At 71.3% G+C, this 18,960-nt stretch carries 23 protein-coding genes; 18 read left to right on the top strand and 5 right to left on the bottom strand.

Annotated elements, in window-relative coordinates; all coding sequences use genetic code 11:
• Position 1: 1 nt before the first annotated feature.
• Both ACFY0U_RS17340 and ACFY0U_RS17335 read left to right on the top strand, forming a co-directional pair.
• Positions 2-823: an ABC transporter permease gene (locus ACFY0U_RS17340; protein ID WP_388636068.1), complete on the top strand. Its 822-nt coding sequence runs from the start codon at positions 2-4 to the stop codon at positions 821-823.
• A gap of 34 nt (positions 824-857) precedes the next feature.
• Positions 858-1,529: an AAA family ATPase gene (locus tag ACFY0U_RS17335; RefSeq protein ID WP_388636066.1), complete on the top strand. Its 672-nt coding sequence runs from the start codon at positions 858-860 to the stop codon at positions 1,527-1,529.
• Positions 1,530-1,926: 397 nt separating this feature from the next.
• Here the strand turns inward: ACFY0U_RS17335 and ybaK are convergent, their stop codons facing one another.
• From ybaK to ACFY0U_RS17315, 4 genes are all read right to left on the bottom strand, one after another.
• A complete protein-coding gene (ybaK, locus tag ACFY0U_RS17330; protein WP_388636064.1) occupies positions 1,927-2,427 on the bottom strand; it encodes a Cys-tRNA(Pro) deacylase in 501 nt (166 codons plus the stop codon).
• A 13-nt stretch (positions 2,428-2,440) separates the two neighbouring features.
• The gene (locus ACFY0U_RS17325) at positions 2,441-3,181 is read right to left on the bottom strand and encodes an LON peptidase substrate-binding domain-containing protein (protein WP_388636062.1); all 741 of its coding nucleotides are present in this window, start codon (positions 3,179-3,181) and stop codon (positions 2,441-2,443) included.
• An 11-nt stretch (positions 3,182-3,192) separates the two neighbouring features.
• Positions 3,193-4,218: a hypothetical protein gene (locus ACFY0U_RS17320; protein WP_388636060.1), complete on the bottom strand. Its 1,026-nt coding sequence runs from the start codon at positions 4,216-4,218 to the stop codon at positions 3,193-3,195.
• A 125-nt stretch (positions 4,219-4,343) separates the two neighbouring features.
• Positions 4,344-5,921, bottom strand: a complete 1,578-nt coding sequence (locus ACFY0U_RS17315) for an oxidoreductase (protein ID WP_388636058.1) — start codon at positions 5,919-5,921, stop codon at positions 4,344-4,346.
• A gap of 167 nt (positions 5,922-6,088) precedes the next feature.
• Between ACFY0U_RS17315 and hisD the strand changes: the two genes are divergently transcribed.
• From hisD to ACFY0U_RS17265, 10 genes are all read left to right on the top strand, one after another.
• Positions 6,089-7,411, top strand: coding sequence for a histidinol dehydrogenase (gene hisD / locus ACFY0U_RS17310; protein ID WP_388636056.1), 1,323 nt, complete (start codon positions 6,089-6,091; stop codon positions 7,409-7,411).
• Positions 7,408-8,517, top strand: a complete 1,110-nt coding sequence (locus ACFY0U_RS17305) for a histidinol-phosphate transaminase (protein ID WP_388636054.1) — start codon at positions 7,408-7,410, stop codon at positions 8,515-8,517. Before hisD ends, ACFY0U_RS17305 begins: the two co-directional genes overlap by 4 nt.
• Positions 8,514-9,107: an imidazoleglycerol-phosphate dehydratase HisB gene (hisB, locus tag ACFY0U_RS17300; protein ID WP_020137489.1), complete on the top strand. Its 594-nt coding sequence runs from the start codon at positions 8,514-8,516 to the stop codon at positions 9,105-9,107. Before ACFY0U_RS17305 ends, hisB begins: the two co-directional genes overlap by 4 nt.
• Positions 9,104-9,268, top strand: coding sequence for a hypothetical protein (locus ACFY0U_RS17295; protein WP_388636052.1), 165 nt, complete (start codon positions 9,104-9,106; stop codon positions 9,266-9,268). Before hisB ends, ACFY0U_RS17295 begins: the two co-directional genes overlap by 4 nt.
• A complete protein-coding gene (hisH, locus tag ACFY0U_RS17290; protein WP_388636050.1) occupies positions 9,259-9,909 on the top strand; it encodes an imidazole glycerol phosphate synthase subunit HisH in 651 nt (216 codons plus the stop codon). Before ACFY0U_RS17295 ends, hisH begins: the two co-directional genes overlap by 10 nt.
• Complete coding sequence (priA, locus tag ACFY0U_RS17285) at positions 9,909-10,646, top strand: bifunctional 1-(5-phosphoribosyl)-5-((5-phosphoribosylamino)methylideneamino)imidazole-4-carboxamide isomerase/phosphoribosylanthranilate isomerase PriA (protein ID WP_388636048.1); 738 nt, start codon at positions 9,909-9,911, stop codon at positions 10,644-10,646. Before hisH ends, priA begins: the two co-directional genes overlap by 1 nt.
• Entirely contained in the window at positions 10,643-11,041 is a 399-nt protein-coding gene (locus ACFY0U_RS17280) for a RidA family protein (protein WP_388636046.1), read from the top strand. The genes priA and ACFY0U_RS17280 overlap by 4 nt, the downstream gene beginning before the upstream one ends.
• Complete coding sequence (hisF, locus tag ACFY0U_RS17275) at positions 11,038-11,793, top strand: imidazole glycerol phosphate synthase subunit HisF (protein ID WP_388636044.1); 756 nt, start codon at positions 11,038-11,040, stop codon at positions 11,791-11,793. Before ACFY0U_RS17280 ends, hisF begins: the two co-directional genes overlap by 4 nt.
• 124 nt (positions 11,794-11,917) lie before the next feature.
• Positions 11,918-12,505, top strand: coding sequence for an ArsR/SmtB family transcription factor (locus ACFY0U_RS17270; RefSeq protein WP_388636042.1), 588 nt, complete (start codon positions 11,918-11,920; stop codon positions 12,503-12,505).
• A gap of 14 nt (positions 12,506-12,519) precedes the next feature.
• Positions 12,520-13,773: an MFS transporter gene (locus ACFY0U_RS17265; protein WP_388636040.1), complete on the top strand. Its 1,254-nt coding sequence runs from the start codon at positions 12,520-12,522 to the stop codon at positions 13,771-13,773.
• Here the strand turns inward: ACFY0U_RS17265 and ACFY0U_RS17260 are convergent.
• Positions 13,770-14,405, bottom strand: coding sequence for a TIGR03085 family metal-binding protein (locus ACFY0U_RS17260; protein WP_388636038.1), 636 nt, complete (start codon positions 14,403-14,405; stop codon positions 13,770-13,772). The two genes, ACFY0U_RS17265 and ACFY0U_RS17260, sit on opposite strands and share 4 nt — an antisense overlap.
• Before the next feature lie 83 nt (positions 14,406-14,488).
• Between ACFY0U_RS17260 and hisI the strand changes: the two genes are divergently transcribed.
• The 6 genes from hisI (at position 14,489) to trpC (ending at position 18,957) form a co-directional block, all read left to right on the top strand.
• Complete coding sequence (gene hisI / locus ACFY0U_RS17255) at positions 14,489-14,881, top strand: phosphoribosyl-AMP cyclohydrolase (RefSeq protein ID WP_266828410.1); 393 nt, start codon at positions 14,489-14,491, stop codon at positions 14,879-14,881.
• Between the two features lie 11 nt (positions 14,882-14,892).
• Positions 14,893-16,371, top strand: coding sequence for an anthranilate synthase component I (locus tag ACFY0U_RS17250; RefSeq protein WP_388636036.1), 1,479 nt, complete (start codon positions 14,893-14,895; stop codon positions 16,369-16,371).
• A 52-nt stretch (positions 16,372-16,423) separates the two neighbouring features.
• Entirely contained in the window at positions 16,424-17,065 is a 642-nt protein-coding gene (locus tag ACFY0U_RS17245; protein WP_388636034.1) for a TIGR02234 family membrane protein, read from the top strand.
• A 183-nt stretch (positions 17,066-17,248) separates the two neighbouring features.
• Complete coding sequence (locus ACFY0U_RS17240; protein WP_046261892.1) at positions 17,249-17,485, top strand: HGxxPAAW family protein; 237 nt, start codon at positions 17,249-17,251, stop codon at positions 17,483-17,485.
• A gap of 83 nt (positions 17,486-17,568) precedes the next feature.
• Positions 17,569-18,009, top strand: coding sequence for a DUF2752 domain-containing protein (locus tag ACFY0U_RS17235; protein WP_388636031.1), 441 nt, complete (start codon positions 17,569-17,571; stop codon positions 18,007-18,009).
• A 138-nt stretch (positions 18,010-18,147) separates the two neighbouring features.
• Entirely contained in the window at positions 18,148-18,957 is an 810-nt protein-coding gene (gene trpC / locus ACFY0U_RS17230) for an indole-3-glycerol phosphate synthase TrpC (protein WP_388636029.1), read from the top strand.
• The last annotated feature ends 3 nt before the right edge of the window (positions 18,958-18,960 follow it).

Below are 18,960 nucleotides of genomic sequence, written 5' to 3'. Positions count from 1 at the left end.
CGTGAGTGTCGTACCCGCCGAGGTTCTGCCGGGCAGCGCCCTGGCCGTCGAGGAGACGGTCCGCGGCGAGGCCGAGCTCGGACCGCGCGCGCGGCTGTGGCCGTCGCTCGCGGCCGTGTACCGGGCGCAGCTGTCCCGTGCGCGGGTGGCGCGCATTCCGCTGCTGTTCGTGGCGACCTTCCAGTCGGTCGGGATCATGGTCCTGATGCGGGGGGTCGTGGACGGCGGGGCAGAGGCGCAGGCTGTGGTCGCGGGGTCGTCGGTGCTCGTCGTGGCGTTCGTCGCGCTGAACCTGCTCGCGCAGTACTTCGGGCAGCTGCGGGCGAGCGGGGGGCTGGACCACTACGCCACGCTGCCGGTGCCGCCGGCCGCGGTGGTGCTCGGGGCCGCGGGGGCGTACGCCTCCTTCACGGTGCCGGGGACCGTGGTGACCGCGGTGTTCGGGTGTGTGCTGTTCGGGCTGCCGCTGGCGCATCTGTGGGTGCTCGTCGCCGTGATCCCGCTCGCGGGTGCGGCCCTCGCGGGGCTGGGGGCGGCCTTCGGGCTGCTCGCGCCGCGGCCGGAACTGGCCACGGTGCTCGGGCAGTTGGGCATGTCGGCGGCGCTGCTGCTCGGGGTGCTGCCGGCCGACCGGATGCCGGAGGCGGTGCGGTTCCTGCGGGATCTGCTGCCGTCGACGTACGGCGTGGAGGCGTTCGCGCGGACGTTCGGGCCGCATCCCGACTGGGCGTTCGTGCTCGGTGACCTCGCCGTGTGCGGGGTCGTGGGGGTCGTTTCGCTGGCCGTCGCGACCTGGGCGTACCGTCGGGCGGCCGTCCGGTGACGCGCCGCACAGGCGGGCCTGGCACGATGTCAGGGTGACCGCACCGTTGACTCCTCCGCCGCCGCCGCACGAACAGCCCCCGCATGCCGCGTGGCAGTCGCCTGCCGCGGGGCATGTGGCTCCCGCGTCCCATGAGGCCGCGTACGACGGTCCCGGGATGGCGACCGAAGTGCGGGAGGCCGTTGTCGTCGCCCTCGCCGTGGCGCTCGGTGGGGTGCTGCTCGGGGTGTTGTGGTGGTGGCTGGCTCCGCATGTGCCGCTGGTGGGGGACGTCGTCGACAAGAGCTGGGTCGTCTATCTCGGGGACTCCGAGGGTGAGCAGGCGATCGGGGTCGACGGAACGTTCACTCTGCTGGGGTCGGCGTTCGGGCTCGTGAGTGCGCTCGTGGTGTTCCTGGTGCGGCGGCGTGGGGGTGTGCCGCTGGTCGTGGCATTGGGGGTCGGGGGGTTCCTCGGGTCGCTGCTGGCCTGGCGGGTCGGGATCTGGCTCGGGCCCGCGCAGGATGTGATCGCCCATGCGAGGTCCGTGGGCAAGGGGGTCACTTTCTCGGCGCCGATGAAGTTGTCGGCGAAGGGGGCGTGGCTGGCGTGGCCGTTCGCGGGGCTGGTGGTGCATCTGGGGCTCACGGCGCTGTTCGGGCCGCGGGATCCTGAGCCGTATCCGCAGCAGGGGCCGTACGGGCCTCATGGGGCGCCGTCGGTATAGGGCTTCTGTGGGCGGTGGGCGCGGCGAGGGTTTCTTCGCCCCCGCCGCCCTTACCCTCCCCCAGAGGGGGGACCCCCACCATCCCCAGGGGTGCCGCCCCTTCGACCCCGGTCCCTGGGGGCTGCGCCCCCAGACCCCCATCGGCCCGAAGGGCCTCGTCCTCAAACGCCGGACGGGCTGAAAGACACGGGGTATCGGGATGGCGAGCCCTTGTTCTCGGACGCCGGACGGGCTGAGATGCCTGGATCGGCGTTGAGAAGCGCACGCCTTCGGGACGAGTGCTACGCCGGGCGCCTGCCGTGGTTTGCTCGGCCCTTTTTGACGCGCCACTTTCGGTTTCGCGTTTTTTTCGACATGTCCCTCGTACTTAGCCGAGGAACTCGGCCGCGTCGAGAGGTCACGCGCGGCCGATGGGGGCCAGGACGGCTTGGGTCAGCTTGGAGAGGGACTCGGGGGAGAGTTCGACCTCCAGGCCTCTGCGGCCCGCGGATACGCAGATCGTGGGGTGGGCGGAGGCCGAGGCGTCCAGGACGGTCGGGAGTTTTTTGCGCTGGCCCAGGGGGGAGATGCCGCCCCGGACGTAGCCGGTGGTGCGTTCGGCCAGGGCCGGGTCGGCCATGGCGGCGCGCTTGCCGCCCACAGCCGTGGCCAGCGCCTTGAGGTCCAGCTGGCCGGCGACCGGCACGACCGCCACCGTCAGGGTGCCGTCGACGTCCGCCACCAGGGTCTTGAAGACGCGCTCGGGGGAGACACCCATCGCCTCGGCCGCCTCCTCGCCGTAGGAGGGGTGGTTCGGGTCGTGGTCGTAGGAGTGGACCGTGTACTCCACGCCCGCCGCCGTCAGCGCCACCGTCGCGGGCGTGCCCCCGGACTGTTGCTTCTTCGACTTCTTCGCCATTGAGGGCCCCGGCTCAGTTCAGACTCGTCGGACCGCGCGTCAGGTCCGACGCCGGCAACGACGGCAGGTTACGGATGATGGACGTCTCCGAGCGAAGGAGTTTCAGCTCGTCGCGCAGCCGGGACGAGCAGTCCGGGGCCTGGAGCAGACGCTGCTTGGTCGGGGTGTCCAGCATCATCGCGGCGGCGACCAGGTAGGACACCACCGAGGGTTCGTCCGGCAGCTCCGAGCCCGCCGTGAGCGAGCGCTCGCGGGCGCCCGCAAGGCGCTTCTGGTACTGGCGGAAGGCCCTCAGGACACCCTCCGCCAGCGCACCCGCCCCCTCGCCGGGCTCCTCCGGCAGCTCTTCCAGTTCCGCCGTCAGGAACGGACCCGAGGCGTCCACCGACAGCAGCCGCACCCGCCTGGTGCCCGTCGCCAGCACCTCGAACGTGCCGTCCTCCCGCTCCCGGATCGTCGCCGCCTCCGCCACGCACCCGGTGCCGTGGAACGCCTTGAGCGGGTCCGTGCCGAAACCCGCCGCGGGCCCGCGCTCGGGCAACGCCGTCGGGTCGGGCATGCCGGGAGAGCTCGCGGCGACCTCGAGGCCGTCGCGGATCGCCACGACGGCAAAGCGGCGCGATTCGTCCTCGGGGGTTTTGAGCAGTTCGCGCATCATGGCGCGATAGCGCTCCTCGAAGACGTTCAGCGGCAGCACCAACCCCGGGAACAGGACCGAGTTCAGGGGGAAGAGTGGAAGACGGACGGTGGTCACGGCGCAGAAGCCTAATGGTCGCCGGAGTGTGCACGTCCGGTGTGCCCACTCCGTGGATGTCCGGAGGCCGCGCGCAGGCGGACTTCTTCGCGCAGTTCCAGGAACCGGCCCAGCGGATCGTCACAGAGCTGGTCCCAGGGGAAGGACGTGGCGTACGGGCCGATGAGCCTCACCTGTTCGAGCGCGTCCGTCCAGCGGCCCAGCCGGGACAGGACGTAGGCCAGCTTGTTCCGCATCTCCGCCGGCCACGGGTCGGCCGCCGGGAAACGGGCCGACAGGGTGATCGCCCGGTCCGCCGCCGCGTCCAGCCGTTCCTGCGGTACGTCGGGTCCGCAGCCGTCGGTCAGATAGGCGAAGGCGGCACGCGTCGGCAGCGCCTGGACGAGGGAGTCGGCCGGGGCGTCCTGCGCGGCCGTCTCCGCGAAGTCGAAGCACTCGCGGTGGGAGCCGTGCCAGACGTCGGCGAGGTAGCGCAGGGCGGCGGCATGGCAGCCGTAGTGGTGCGGGGCGCGGCGGACCGCCGCCTCCCACAGCTCTTCGAAGTACTTGTGCCCGGCGTTCGAGCCGTGTGCGTGGTCCAGCGCGATCCGCCACGGCACCGGGTCGCGGTCGTCCCCGCGCGCGGCGGCCGTGATCAGCGGGCTCACCTCGCGCAGCAGTTCCGCGCGGGCCGGCGACTGCCAGGCGCGGGCCACCGCGAGCTGGGCGCCGACCAGCAGCATGTCCGGGTCGTGCGGGGCGGCCGTACGCCAGTCCTCGAACCACTCGTCACGTGACTGTGCGAAGGACGCCAGGCGTACGGCGTACCGGTCGCGGTTCTCCCACGCGGCGGCCGTGCGGGTCGCCGCCAGCAGCTGGGACGCGGTCTGCCAGGTGCCCTGTCCGGCGGCCACGAGCGCGGGGCCCAGGCGGTCGTCCGGCGCGTCGAGGAGCACCTCGTCGTCGGCCGGGAGCGCGACGACGGGATGCTGGACGAGGGTCCTGGTCGTCCGCGAGGAGCGGACGAACGGAGGCAGCAGAGCCATGGTGTCGACCATTGAAAAGCCGCTGATCGAGGAAGCGCCAGAGGTTTCGAGCAAAGTGCGGAAAGTTGTACGGCGGAAAGTCAAGAGTCGGTAAAGTGTTTACTGTTCAACAAGCAGTGATCGTGGTGCCCGGCGGCCTAGCTCCGCCGCAGCAGCCTCGTCGCCCCCGCCGCCACCGTCGTCGCCAGGATCCAGCCCAGCAGGATCATCGCCGCGGCCAACCACTGCCAGCCGCCCCTGAGTTGCCAGAATCCCACCTGGCCCAGGTCGATGACCGGCAGGAGCAGGTCGAGGGCGAACAGGGCCGGGTTCCAGTACGGCGCCTCACCGCTCTTGATCGGCGGATGGTTCGCGTGCGCGAAGGCCACCGAGGCCGCCGCCCACAGCACCGCCATCCACACCAGGGCCCGCCCCGGCCGGTACCCGTAGGCGACCGTCCAGTCCTGCGCGTACCCCCACAGCTTGGCGGCCGGCGGCAGCGTCTCGCGGCGTCGGCGCTGCTTGGCGAGCAGCACCTCGCGCGCGTCCTCGTCCTCGCCGCCGGAGCGCAGCACGGTCGCCAGGCGCTCGTACGGCTCCGGGTTGTACTCGGCGGTCGCCGCCGTCACCCACTCCAGCCGCTCCGCCAGCGGGAACGGCCCCCTCGGCACCAGGTTCTCGTAGCTGAAGCCGCCCATGTGCAGCCGCCCCGGACCCGGCCAGCTGTCCGTGCGGTCCATCAGGTTCACCACCCGCGCCCCCGACAGCACGACCTTGCCGCGCGCCGGACGCTCCCCGAGGAAGCGCAGCTCGGGCGTCTGGATGCGGCGCAGCGACACCTCCTGGTCGTCGGTGAGCGTGAACCGCGCCCGCTCGAAGTCGAGGGCGTCGCCGAACCGCCCGTCGTCCAGGCGCAGTCCGCCCTCGCACGTGAACCGCTGGATACGCGTCCCGCGCGCCGGGGTCGCCCCGCTCAGCAGGGGGCTGCCGAGCCCTGCCGGGGTCAGGTACATCGAGCGCTCGACGGTCAGCTGCGGGGCGTTCAGGGCGAGCCGTGTGTACGGGTTGGCCAGCTTCGCGCCGCGCAGGCTCAGCGAGACGCCGATCTTGGCGCTGCGCAGGCTCAGCTCGCCGTGCGACTCCAGGAGCTCGGCCTGGAGGTCCTGCCCGACGGTCATGCCGTCGGCGGCGATCGAGCGGCCGCTGCGGTCCCGGTAGACGATCGCCTGGTTGAGCAGCAGGTCGGTGCCGATGTGCGCGTCGGTCAGCCGTACGCCGTTGTGGAAGCGGCAGCGGGGGAGGTGCAGATCGCCCTCCGTGTGGATGCGGGCGGCCTCCAGGCGCGGCACCGAGCAGTCCACCATCCGCATGGTCGTGAAGCGGGCCTCCGGCAGCAGGACGTCCCGCTCGAAGCGGCAGCCCCGCAGCTCCACGTACGGCACCACGATGCCGCCCGCCAGCTCCAGCGTGCCGCTGATCTGCACCCCGCTGAGCTTCAGGGACGACACCCGGCCCGCGAGGGCGGGCGGTCCGTCCAGGAGCAGCCAGCACACGATGCGGGCCCGCACGGTCCGCTCGGGTCCCCAGGGGTGCCCGCCGTGCGGATCGTCGACGACCGTGTCGCCGCTGCTCAGGTCGTACACGCTGCCGTTGCGGAAGGCCTGCCACATCCCGGCCTCGGCCGCGGTCAGATCGTCCGGCAGGTCCCCGTCCCGGATGCCGGCCCCGTCGGTCACGGCTCTTTCATCCCTCTCGACTGCTCACGTTTCGCACAACTGTTCATGCACGTCATGCCCGCTCAGTGACGCCCTGAACGCTAGACGTGAAGGGGATCTTCCAGGTTGCGTATCAGCCATTGGAATGCCCGAACGACGCCGAACTGCGGTCTGAGAGAATTGACCCCGTGATCTCCCGAATCGATCTGCGCGGCGACGCCCTCCCCGAGGGTCCCGCCCTGCGCGACCTGCTGCCCCGAGCCGACTTCGACGTTCAGGCCGCCCTGGAGAAGGTGCGTCCGATCTGCGAGGCCGTGCATCATCGGGGCGACGCGGCGCTGATCGATTTCGCCGAGAAGTTCGACGGGGTACGGCTGGAATCCGTACGGGTTCCGGCGGAGGCTTTGACCAAGGCTCTCGAAGAGCTCGACCCGGCCGTGCGTGCCGCGCTCGAGGAGTCCATCCGCCGCGCCCGTCTCGTCCACCGCGAGCAGCGCCGCAGCACCCACACGACCCAGGTCGTGCCCGGCGGTTCCGTCACCGAGAAGTGGGTGCCGGTCGACCGGGTCGGGCTGTACGCGCCCGGCGGCCGGTCCGTCTACCCGTCCTCCGTGATCATGAACGTGGTCCCGGCCCAGGAGGCCGGCGTCGAGTCGATCGCCCTCGCCTCCCCGGCGCAGGCCGAGTTCGACGGCCTCCCGCACCCCACGATCCTCGCCGCGTGCGCGCTGCTCGGCGTCGACGAGGTGTACGCCGCCGGTGGCGCGACCGCCGTCGCGATGTTCGCGTACGGCACCGAGTCCTGCCCGCCCGCCAACATGGTCACCGGCCCCGGCAACATCTGGGTCGCCGCCGCCAAGCGCTACTTCACCGGCAAGATCGGCATCGACGCCGAGGCCGGCCCGACCGAGATCGCGATCCTCGCGGACGACACCGCCGACCCGGTGCACGTCGCCTCCGACCTGATCAGCCAGGCCGAGCACGACCCGCTCGCGGCGGCCGTCCTGGTCACCGACTCCGTGGAGCTCGCGGACGCGGTCGAGAAGGAGCTGGAGCCGCAGGTCGCGGCCAGCAAGCACATCGACGACCGGATCCGCCCGGCCCTGGAGGGCCGTCAGTCCGCGATCGTGCTCGTCGACGGCGTCGACGAGGGGCTGCGGGTCGTCAACGCGTACGGCGCCGAGCACCTGGAGATCCAGACGGCTCTCGCGCAGGACGTCGCCGAACGGGTCCGCAACGCCGGTGCGATCTTCATCGGACCCTGGGCGCCGGTCTCGCTCGGCGACTACGCCGCCGGGTCCAACCACGTCCTGCCCACCGGCGGATGCGCCTGCCACTCCTCCGGGCTGTCCGTGCAGTCCTTCCTCCGGGGCATCCACATCGTCGACTACACCAAGGACGCGCTGGCCGACGTAGCGCATCACGTGGTCACGCTGGCGGAGGCGGAGGACCTGCCCGCGCACGGCGCGGCGATCAAGGCTCGGTTCGGTTGGAAGGTACCCGGTCAGTGACTTTCGGCATCGACGATCTCCCCGTACGGGACGAGCTGCGCGGCAAGTCCCCCTATGGCGCGCCCCAGTTGGACGTCCCCGTACGGCTGAACACCAACGAGAACCCCTACCCGCTGCCCGAGCCGCTGGTCGAGCGCATCGCCGAGCGGGTCCGTGAAGCCGCCCGGAACCTCAACCGCTACCCGGACCGGGACGCCGTAGAACTGCGCACCCAGCTCGCCAAGTACCTGACGGACACGTCCGGTCACGAGGTCGGGCTCGCCAACGTGTGGGCCGCGAACGGCTCCAACGAGGTCCTCCAGCAGCTGCTGCAGACCTTCGGCGGACCGGGTCGTACGGCGATCGGCTTCGAGCCCTCGTACTCGATGCACGGGCTCATCTCGCGCGGCACGGGCACCGGCTGGATCTCCGGCCCGCGCAACGAGGACTTCACCATCGACCTGGCGGCGGCGGAGAAGGCGATCGCCGAGAACAAGCCGGACGTCGTCTTCATCACCACGCCCAACAACCCCACCGGCACGGCGGTCCCGGCCGAGACGGTCCTCGCGCTGTACGAGGCCGCGCAGGCCGCCAAACCCTCGCTGGTCGTGGTGGACGAGGCGTACATCGAGTTCAGCCACGGCGCCTCGCTGCTGCCGCTGATCGAAGGCCGGCCGAATCTCGTCGTCTCCCGGACGATGTCGAAGGCCTTCGGCGCGGCGGGCCTGCGCCTCGGCTACCTCGCCGCGCACCCGGCGGTCGTGGACGCCGTACAGCTCGTACGGCTGCCCTACCACCTGTCGGCGATCACCCAGGCGACCGCCCTGGCCGCCCTGGAGCACACCGACACGCTGCTCAAGTACGTCGAGCAGCTGAAGTCGGAGCGGGACCGGCTGGTCACCGAGCTGCTGGCGATCGGGTACGAGGTCACGGCGTCGGACGCCAACTTCGTGCAGTTCGGGCGGTTCGACGACTCCCACACCGTGTGGCAGCAGATCCTCGACCGGGGTGTCCTGGTCCGGGACAACGGGGTGCCGGGCTGGCTGCGGGTCACCGCCGGAACCCCCGAAGAGAACGACGCGTTCCTCGACGCGGTACGTGAACTGAAGAAGGAGCAGAGCGCATGAGCCGCGTAGGACGCGTGGAGCGAGTCACGAAGGAGACCTCCGTGCTCGTCGAGATCGATCTCGACGGCAGCGGCAAGGTCGATGTGTCGACAGGTGTCGGTTTCTACGACCACATGCTCGACCAGCTCGGCCGGCACGGTCTGTTCGACCTGACCGTGAAGACCGAGGGCGATCTGCACATCGACTCGCACCACACCATCGAGGACACCGCCCTCGCCCTCGGCGCCGCCTTCAAGCAGGCGCTCGGCGACAAGGTCGGCATCTACCGCTTCGGCAACTGCACGGTCCCGCTGGACGAGTCCCTCGCCCAGGTCACCGTCGACCTGTCCGGCCGCCCCTACCTCGTGCACACCGAGCCCGAGAAGATGGCGCCGATGATCGGCGAGTACGACACCACGATGACCCGGCACATCCTGGAGTCCTTCGTCGCCCAGGCCCAGATCGCGCTGCACGTGCACGTGCCGTACGGTCGCAACGCGCACCACATCGTGGAATGCCAGTTCAAGGCGCTGGCCCGGGCCCTGCGCTACGCCTCCGAGCGTGACCCGCGCGCGGCCGGCATCCTTCCGTCCACGAAGGGCGCGCTGTGAACGGGCTGTCGACCGTCCTGATCGTCGTCGGTCTCTTCCTGGCCGGCGGGGTCTACTCCTTCGTCAAGCAGGGGATGCCGAAGCAGCTGATCGTGCTGCTCTCCATCGGCGCCGCGATGTGTCTCGTCGCGGGCGTCATGAGGCTGGAGGTGTGGAATTGAGCGCGTCCGCCAAGAAGGTAGTCGTCTTCGACTACGGCTTCGGCAACGTCCGGTCCGCCGAGCGGGCCCTCGCCCGTACCGGGGCCGAGGTCGAGATAACGCGTGACTTCGACAAGGCCATGAACGCCGACGGCCTGCTGGTGCCGGGCGTCGGCGCCTTCGCCAGCTGCATGAAGGGCCTCAAGGAGGCACGCGGCGACTGGATCATCGGCCGCCGGCTCGCCGGCGGGCGCCCGGTCATGGGCATCTGCGTCGGCATGCAGATCCTCTTCGCGCGCGGCATCGAGCACGGCGTGGAGACCGAGGGCGTCGACGAGTGGCCCGGCTCGGTCGAGCCGCTCCAGGCCGACATCGTGCCCCACATGGGCTGGAACACCGTGGACGCACCGGCCGGCTCCCAGCTGTTCGCCGGCCTGGACGCGGACGCCCGCTTCTACTTCGTGCACTCCTACGCCGTCCACGACTGGACCCTGGAGACCTCGAACCCGGCGCTGCGGGCACCGCTCGTGACCTGGTCCACGCACGGCAAGCCCTTCGTGGCCGCCGTGGAGAACGGCGCCCTGTGGGCCACGCAGTTCCACCCCGAGAAGTCCGGCGACGCCGGTGCGCAGCTGCTGAACAACTGGATCGGAACCCTCTGATGCCCTCGAAGCTCTCACGGCTCGAACTCCTGCCCGCCGTCGACGTCCGTGACGGCCAGGCCGTCCGTCTCGTGCACGGCGAGTCCGGCACGGAGACCTCGTACGGCTCCCCGCTGGAGGCCGCCCTCGCCTGGCAGCGGGCCGGCGCCGAGTGGCTGCACCTCGTCGACCTGGACGCCGCGTTCGGCACCGGCGACAACCGGGACCTGGTCCGCCAGGTCACCGAGGCGATGGACATCAAGGTGGAGCTGTCCGGCGGCATCCGCGACGACGCCTCCCTGGCCGCCGCCCTCGCCACCGGCTGCACCCGCGTGAACCTCGGCACCGCCGCCCTGGAGAGCCCCGAGTGGGTCGCCAAGGTCATCGCCGAGCACGGCGACAAGATCGCGGTCGGTCTCGACGTGCGCGGTACGACCCTCAAGGGCCGCGGCTGGACCAGTGAGGGCGGCGACCTCTACGAGGCGCTGGAGCGCCTCGACAAGGAGGGCTGCGCGCGGTACGTCGTCACGGACATCGCCAAGGACGGCACGCTCCAGGGCCCGAACCTGGAGCTGCTGCGCAACGTCTGCGCGGCCACGGACCGGCCGGTCGTGGCCTCCGGTGGCGTGTCGTCGTTGGACGACCTGCGGGCCATCGCCGAGCTGGTACCCCTCGGTGTCGAGGGCTCCATCGTCGGCAAGGCCCTGTACGCGAAGGCGTTCACGCTGGAAGAGGCCCTGGAGGCGGTGGCCGAGTGAGCGATCTGCGACGCGTCTCGACCGGCGCGCCCTGGGAGGAGACCTTCGGGTACTCCCGCGCGGTGGAGCTGCCCAACGGCCTGGTGCTGGTCTCCGGCTGCACCTCGATCGTGGACGGCCAGATCGCCGGGGGCGGCCCGTACGAGCAGACGGTCAACGCCTTCAACGTCGCGTTCGCGGCGCTGGAGCAGCTGGGGCTCGGCCCGGCGGACGTCGTGCGTACGCGCATGTACCTCACCCATGGCCGGGACGTGGACGAGGTCGGACGTGCTCACAAGGAGCTGTTCGACGCCGTCCGGCCCGCCGCATCCATGATCATCGTCTCCGGCTTCGTGGACCCCAGTCTGGTCGTCGAGGTCGAGGTGGAGGCGTTCCGAGGAGAGAGCGCAGCATGAGCCTCGCCGTACGAGTCATCCCCTGCCTGGACGTGGACAACGGCCGGGTCGTCAAGGGCGTCAACTTCCAGAACCTGCGCGACGCGGGCGACCCCGTCGAGATGGCCAAGGTCTACGACGCCGAGGGCGCCGACGAGCTGACGTTCCTGGACATCACCGCGTCCTCGGGCAACCGCGAGACCACGTACGACGTGGTGCGCCGTACCGCCGAGCAGGTGTTCATCCCGCTCACGGTCGGCGGCGGTGTCCGTACGGCCGAGGACGTGGACAAGCTGCTGCGGGCGGGTGCGGACAAGGTGGGCGTGAACACGGCCGCCATCACGCGCCCCGAGCTGATCAAGGAGATCGCGGAGCGGTTCGGGCGCCAGGTGCTGGTGCTGTCGGTGGACGCGCGGCGCACTCCCGAGGGCACCTTCGAGGTCACCACCCACGGCGGCCGCAAGGGCACCGGCATCGACGCCGTCGAGTGGGCGCACCGGGCCGCCGAGCTGGGCGCGGGGGAGATCCTGCTCAACTCGATGGACGCGGACGGCACGAAGGACGGCTACGACCTGGAGATGATCGCCGCCGTCCGCAAGCACGTGACGGTTCCGGTCATCGCCTCCGGCGGCGCCGGCAAGCTCGCCGACTTCGCTCCGGCGATCGAGGCGGGTGCGGACGCGGTGCTCGCGGCGTCGGTCTTCCACTTCGGGGATCTGCGGATCGGCGAGGTGAAGGACGCGTTGAGGGGTGCCGGACACCCCGTGCGGTGACGCGTGTGAGGCGTTGAGGTAAGCCCCGGGCACTTGGTGGTCGGGGCTTACTTGTGGGCGGATGCGAAAGGAATGTTGCGCAAAATTTGTTGTGCAATTTTTCTTTCGCATCTAGGGTCGGGGCATGGCAAGCAAGGAGAACCGCCGGATCACCGACCTGGGCACGCTCAAGGCCCTTGCTCATCCGCTGCGGATGAAGCTCTACCGGCTGCTGTTCGTGGCTGAGGCGGCGACCGCCTCGCAACTCGCCGAGCAGGTGGACGAGGCCGTCTCCCTGGTCAGTTACCACCTGCGCAAGCTCGCCGAGCACGGCCTCGTCGAAGAGGCGCAGTCGCGCAGTACGGACGCCCGGGAGCGCTGGTGGCGGCCGACCTCGGACGGGGTCACCGTCCGCGACAAGGACTTCCAGGACGCCCCGGAGAAGGTCGCGGCGCACCTTGCGGCGTCCCGTCTCTTCCAGGAGCAGCGCTCCGACATGTACCGCACGTACCTGGACGAGCGCGCCCACTGGGGACCGGAGTGGAACGAGGCCGCGTACGACTCGGAGTCGCTCCTGCGGCTGACGGCCGGTGAGCTGGCCGAGCTGAAGAAGGAACTGCACGACGTGCTCAAGAGGTACGACGAGCAGGGGCGCGCCCATGAGGCCGCCGGGGCGACCCAGGGGCGCGAGAACGTCGCGCTGCACCTGTACGGATTCCCGTTCCGCGTCTGAGAGAGGCCACTTCCGTGACCGCCACGCTCATGGCCCCGGACGTCGTCGACAGACCCGCCCACCGTGACGGCAACGTTCTGCGCTGGCTCGCCGCCTACACCTCCTCGATGGTCGGCGACAGCGTCTACTACATCGCCCTGTCCTGGGCCGCCGTACAGGCCGGAAGCCCCACGCAGGCCGGCCTCGTGATGGCGGCGAGCGCGCTGCCGCGGGCGGTCCTGATGCTGGGCGGGGGAGTGATCGCCGACCGGTTCGGGCCGCACAGGGTCGTCATCGGGAGTGACGTGGTGCGCTGCGCGGCGGTGCTGGCGGTGGCGGTGCTGCTGTTCCTCACCAGCCCGGGCCTGTGGCCGCTGGCCGCGCTGGCCCTGGTCTTCGGCGCCGTCGACGCGGTGTTCGTGCCGGCCGTGGGCGCCCTCCCCGCGCGCGTGACGTCACGCGACCAGCTCGCGCGCGTGCAGGGCATGCGGGGTCTGGGCATCCGCTTCGCGAGTGTCGTCGGCGGACCGCTCGGCGGGCTCGGGGTGGCGCTCGGCGGCTCGGCGGCGGCGTTCGGCCTCGCCGGGCTGCTGATCGCCGTGTCCGTACCGCTGCTGGTCTCCGTACGGATACGGGAGGTGCCCGCCGACGACAGGACGGCCGAGGCCCGGGGCACCGCATGGAGCGACCTGACGGCCGGTCTGCGCTACATCCGCGGCCACCGTGTCCTCGCCCCGCTGATGCTGGCCATCGCCCTCGGCGACCTCGGCTTCGTCGGCCCCCTCAACATCGGACTGACCCTCCTCGCGGACGAGCGCGGCTGGGGCGCCGCGGGGATGGGCTGGATGCTCGCCGGGTTCGGCGTCGGCGCGGGTGCCGCGTCCCTGCTGCTGACCGTGCGCGGTCGGCTGCCGCACGCGGGGTGGGTGGCGGCGTGCACGATCATCGCGGGCTCGGTCGCGATCGGCGCCCTCGCCCGGGCGCCCGGCATCGTCGTCGCCGTCGGCACGGCCCTGCTGGTCGGACTGCTCGCCGGGCTCAGCGGCGCGATGTGCGGGGCCCTGCTCCAGACCCAGGCCGACCCCGCCTACCTGGGCCGGGTCACCGCTGTGGCCAGTCTGGTGAGCCTGGGCCTCGCCCCGCTGAGCATGCCGCTGTCCGCCGCGGCCATCGGGGTGTGGGGGACCGGCCCGGTGTTCGTCGTCAGCGCGGTCGTCTGCGGGCTCGGCGGGGTGGTGGCCCTGTGCGTACCGGACCTGCGCCGCGCCGAGCTCCCGAAGCAGCCCTAGATCCCCAGCTCCTTCGCCTCGTGCAGCTTGGCGATCGCGTCCTTGTCGCCGTCCAGCGTCACTTCCGCGGCGTTCTGGCGGCCGTAGAGGAACAGCAGGAGTTCCGAGGGCTCGCCGGTCACCGTCACGACCGGGGTGCCGCGGTGGGCGACCGCCGTCTGGCCGTCCGGGCGGCGCAGGACGAGGCCGGTGGGGGTGTTGCGGCCCATCAGGCGGGCGGTGCGCTCCAGGCGGGTCCACAGGGCGTCCTGGAAGACCGGGTCGAGCTCGCGGGGGGTCCAGTCGGGCTGGGCGCGGCGGACGTCCTCGGTGTGGACGTAGAACTCGATCGTGTTGGACGCCTCGTCGAGCTGCTTGAGGTTGAAGGGCGAGAAGCGCGGCGGGCCGGTACGGATCAGCTGGATCAGTTCCTCGTACGGCTTGGCCGTGAACTCCTCCATGGCCCTGTCCAGTCGGGACGCGAGCTGCTTGATGAGCAGACCCCCGGCGGCGTCGGGGCGGCGCTCACGCACCGCCACGTGCGCGGCGAGGTCCCGGGTCTGCCAGCCCTCGCACAGGGTCGGGGCCTCGGGACCGGCGGTCTCCAGGAGATCGGCGAGCAGAAGTCGTTCACGCTTGGCGAAAGTCGACATGCCGTCAGCCTACGACCGTATGTCGGGTCCGCACAGTGGACACCGCGCCGACTGTGTCAGTGGCGCGCGGCACAATGGCAACCATGACCAGCACGCCCCCGCCCAGCAACCTCGACCCCGAGATCGCCGCCCGCCTCAAGCGCGCCGCCGACGGGCTCGTCCCCGCCATCGCCCAGCAGTACGACACCGGTGAGGTGCTGATGCTCGGCTGGATGGACGACGAGGCTCTGCACCGCACGCTGACCACCGGCCGCTGCACCTACTGGTCGCGCAGCCGCCAGGAGTACTGGGTCAAGGGCGACACCTCCGGGCACTTCCAGTGGGTCAAGTCGGTCGCGCTCGACTGCGACGCCGACACCGTGCTGGTCAAGGTCGACCAGGTCGGCGCCGCCTGCCACACCGGCGCGCGCACCTGCTTCGACGCCGACGTGCTGCTCAAGGACGCCGATTCCGGCGTGTCCGCCTCGGATCAGTAAGGTCAGCCGCCATGGACCTCGAGACCTTCCGCAAGCTCGCCACCGACCGCCGCGTCATCCCGGTCACGCGCAAGCTCCTCGCCGACGGCGACACCCCGGTCGCCCTCTACCGCAAGCTCGCCGCCGAGCGCCCCGGCACCTTCCTGCTGGAGTCCGCGGAGAACGGCCGCTCCTGGTCCCGCTACTCGTTCGTGGGCGTGCGCTCCGCCGCGACCCTCACGTCGAGGGACGGCCAGGCCCACTGGCTCGGCGCCCCGCCCGTCGGCGTCCCCGTCGACGGCGACCCCCTCGCCGCCCTGCGCGCCACCATCGAGGCCCTGCACACCCCCCACCAGGAGGGCATGCCGCCCTTCACCGGCGGCATGGTCGGCTACCTCGGCTACGACATCGTGCGCCGCCTGGAGAAGATCGGCCCCGGCGAGCGCGACGACCTCAAGCTGCCCGAGCTGACCATGCTCCTCACCAGCGACCTCGCGGTCATGGACCACTGGGAGGGCTCGGTCCTGCTGATCGCCAACGCGATCAACCACAACGACCTCGACACCGGCGTCGACGAGGCCTACGCGGACGCGGTGGCCCGCCTGGACGCCATGGAAGCGGACCTGTCCCGCGCGGTGGCCCAGCCGCCCGCCGTCCTGCCGCCCTCCGAACTCCCCGAGTACACCGCGCTGTGGGGCGGCGAGGACTTCCAGGAGGCCGTCGAGGACATCAAGGAGCGCATCCGCGCGGGCGAGGCCTTCCAGGTCGTCCCCTCGCAGCGCTTCGAAACGCCCTGCACGGCCAGCGCGCTGGACGTGTACCGGGTGCTGCGGGCGACGAACCCCTCCCCGTACATGTACCTCTTCCGCTTCGACGGCTTCGACGTCGTCGGATCGTCCCCCGAAGCCCTGGTCAAGGTCGAGGACGGGCGGGCCATGGTCCACCCCATCGCCGGCACCCGGTGGCGCGGCGCCACCCCGCAGGAGGACCAGGCCCTCGCCGACGAACTGCTCGCCGACCCCAAGGAGCGCGCCGAGCACCTGATGCTGGTCGACCTGGGCCGCAACGACCTCGGGCGCGTGTGTCAGCCCGGCTCGGTCGAGGTGGTCGACTTCATGTCCATCGAGCGGTACTCCCACGTCATGCACATCGTCTCGACGGTCACCGGCAAGGTCGCAGAGGGCCGCACCGCCTTCGACGTCCTGACGGCCTGCTTCCCCGCGGGCACCCTCTCCGGCGCCCCCAAGCCGCGCGCGATGCAGATCATCGACGAACTCGAACCGTCCCGGCGCGGCCTGTACGGCGGCTGCGTCGGCTACCTCGACTTCGCCGGCGACTCCGACACCGCCATCGCCATCCGCACCGCCCTCCTCCGCGACGGCACGGCCTACGTCCAGGCCGGCGCCGGAATCGTCGCCGACTCCGACCCGGTCGCCGAGGACCAGGAGTGCCGTAACAAGGCGGCCGCGGTGCTGCGCGCGGTGCACACGGCGAACCGACTCGGGCAATAGGGCGCTTCTCATACGAACCCCGGGTGACGGTTCGCCCGGGGTTCGGGCGATAGTGGAGTACGTGACTGCCGTTCCTCACCCCCGTTCCGAAGCCGCCGGACCCGCCAGGGCCGGCCGGCTCAGCCTCGCCGTAGCCCTACTCTCCGGCGCGCTCGGCGCGGCCGTGGCGCTGCTCGCGACCCGCCAGCAGTGGTCGGAGGGCACCGCGACCGTGGCCGGCGGCGACTTCCCGCTGACCGCCAAGGGCAGCGACGTGACCGGAGTCCCGGCCGCCCTTGCCATAGTGGGCCTCGCCGCTCTCGTCGCCGTCTTCGCCGTCCGCAAGGCGGGCCGTTTCGCTGTCGCCGGGCTCCTCGCGCTCTCCGGTGCGGGGATCGTCGCCGCGGCGCTGCTCGGTGCGAATGACTCGTCCGCGCTGGATGAGCAGGCCGCGAAGGCCTCCGGCGATGCGGGCGCGACGGTTGCCGGGCTGAGCCATACCGCTTGGCCGTACGTAGCTGTTGTCGGCGGGGCGTTGATTCTGCTGGCCGGGTTGCTCGCGCTGCGGTACGGGCGGATGTGGCCTGCGATGTCCGGGCGGTATGAGCGGAACGGTGCGCCGCGGGCTGTCCGTAGGGCGAAGGCTGCGGATCCTGATCGGCCTGAGGAGATGTGGAAGGCGCTGGATCGAGGGGAAGACCCTACGGGGGCGTAGCGGTCGTACGGAGGCTGCGGGCCGGTGGGGGCTGGTCGCGCAGTTCCCCGCGCCCCTAGGCAGGTTGCGCTCGCCCTGCGTCGACTCGCCAGGCCCACCCCCGCTCACCTGTTCCGCACGCGTGCGGAACAATGGGTGCTGAGCGTTCGGCTCAGACACGTTTACAGCAACGAGGAGCAAGTCATGGCGGGCAGCAGCCACGGTCACACCCCGGCCGCCTGGACCGGTGTCACCATCGCCTTCATCGGTTTCTGCGTCGCGGGCGCCTTCATGGTGCTGGCCGAGCCGCTGGGATTCTGGGCGGGCATGGTGATCGTGGTCGCCGGTGGCATCATCGGCTGGATCATGAGCGCGATGGGTCTGGGCATGCCGAAGGATGCTCACAAGGCGCTCGTGACCTCGGCGCAGACCGAGAGCTGAGCGCCGGACGGCAGTCGCGTACGAGTTTCCTGAGGGGCGGCCCCGTGCCGCCCCTCACGCGTGTCCGGGCCGGGCGAGGCACAATGCAAGGCGTGAACGCCGACAGCCACAGGGTGACGCCGTACGCGGCGAGGGCGGGACGGCTGGCCGTGCCCGCGGGGATCCTCGCGGCCGTCGCGGGCGCCTTCGCGTATGTCGGCGCCGTGGACCCCAACGAGCCGGGCCACTACCCGGTCTGTCCGCTGCTGCGCCTCACGGGCCTGTACTGCCCCGGCTGCGGGGGACTGCGCAGCGCGCACGCGTTCGTCCACGGGGACTTCCTGACCGCCCTCCAGGCCAACGCGCCCGCCGTGCTCGGCTATCTGGGCTTCGCCGTGCTGTGGACCGTCTGGGTGGTCCGTACCGCGCGCGGGCGACCGCTGCGGCTCGAGCTGGGACCCGTGCACCTCTGGACCGTCGGCGCATTGCTGCTGGTCTTCACGGTTGTCCGGAACCTGCCGTTCGGTGGCTGGCTGCACCCTTGATCAATTGGCGAACGTCCAGGTAGTGGGACCGGCGTCAACCGGATGCGAGGCCTACGCCTTCCTCCGGATACCATCGCAGTGACCACCTCTTTTCATTGGTCGCTGGAACTGTCAACCGTCTGGAAGGGGGCCGCTCGCGTGAGTGTGCTCGACGAGATCATCGACGGAGTCCGTGCCGACCTCGCGGAGCGGCAGGCGCGCGTCAGCCTCGACGAGCTCAAGGAGCGCGCGGCGAAGGCTCCCGCGGCCAAGGACGGCGTGGCGGCCCTCCGCGGCGACGGCGTCAAGGTCATCTGCGAGGTCAAGCGCTCCAGCCCCTCCAAGGGCGCGCTGGCCGCGATCGCCGACCCGGCCGGGCTCGCCGCGGACTACGAGGCGGGCGGCGCGGCCGTCATCTCCGTCCTCACCGAACAGCGCCGCTTCGGCGGCTCGCTGGCCGACCTGGAGGCCGTCCGCGCGCGCGTGGACATCCCGGTCCTGCGCAAGGACTTCATCGTCACGTCGTACCAGCTGTGGGAGGCCCGCGCGTACGGCGCCGACCTCGCCCTGCTGATCGTGGCGGCCCTCGACCAGCCCGCCCTGGAGTCCCTCATCGAGCGGGCGGTGTCCATCGGACTCACCCCGATCGTCGAGGTCCACGACGAGGACGAGGTCGAGCGCGCGGTCGACGCCGGCGCCAAGGTCATCGGCGTCAACGCCCGCAACCTCAAGACCCTCGAGGTCGACCGCGGCACCTTCGAGCGCGTCGCCCCCGAGATCCCGGACCACATCGTCAAGATCGCCGAGTCCGGCGTCCGCGGCCCCCACGACCTCATCGCCTACGCCAACGCCGGCGCCGACGCGGTTCTGGTCGGTGAGTCCCTGGTCACGGGCAAGGACCCCAAGGCGGCGGTCTCCGACCTGGTCGCGGCGGGCGAACACCCCGCACTGCGGCACGGACGCAGCTGATCT

The organism is Streptomyces sp. NPDC001536, from assembly GCF_042894505.1.
GTDB lineage: Bacteria > Actinomycetota > Actinomycetes > Streptomycetales > Streptomycetaceae > Streptomyces.
Note: the sequence above shows the minus strand (reverse complement) of the source record. Positions and strands in the feature narration are given on the sequence as shown.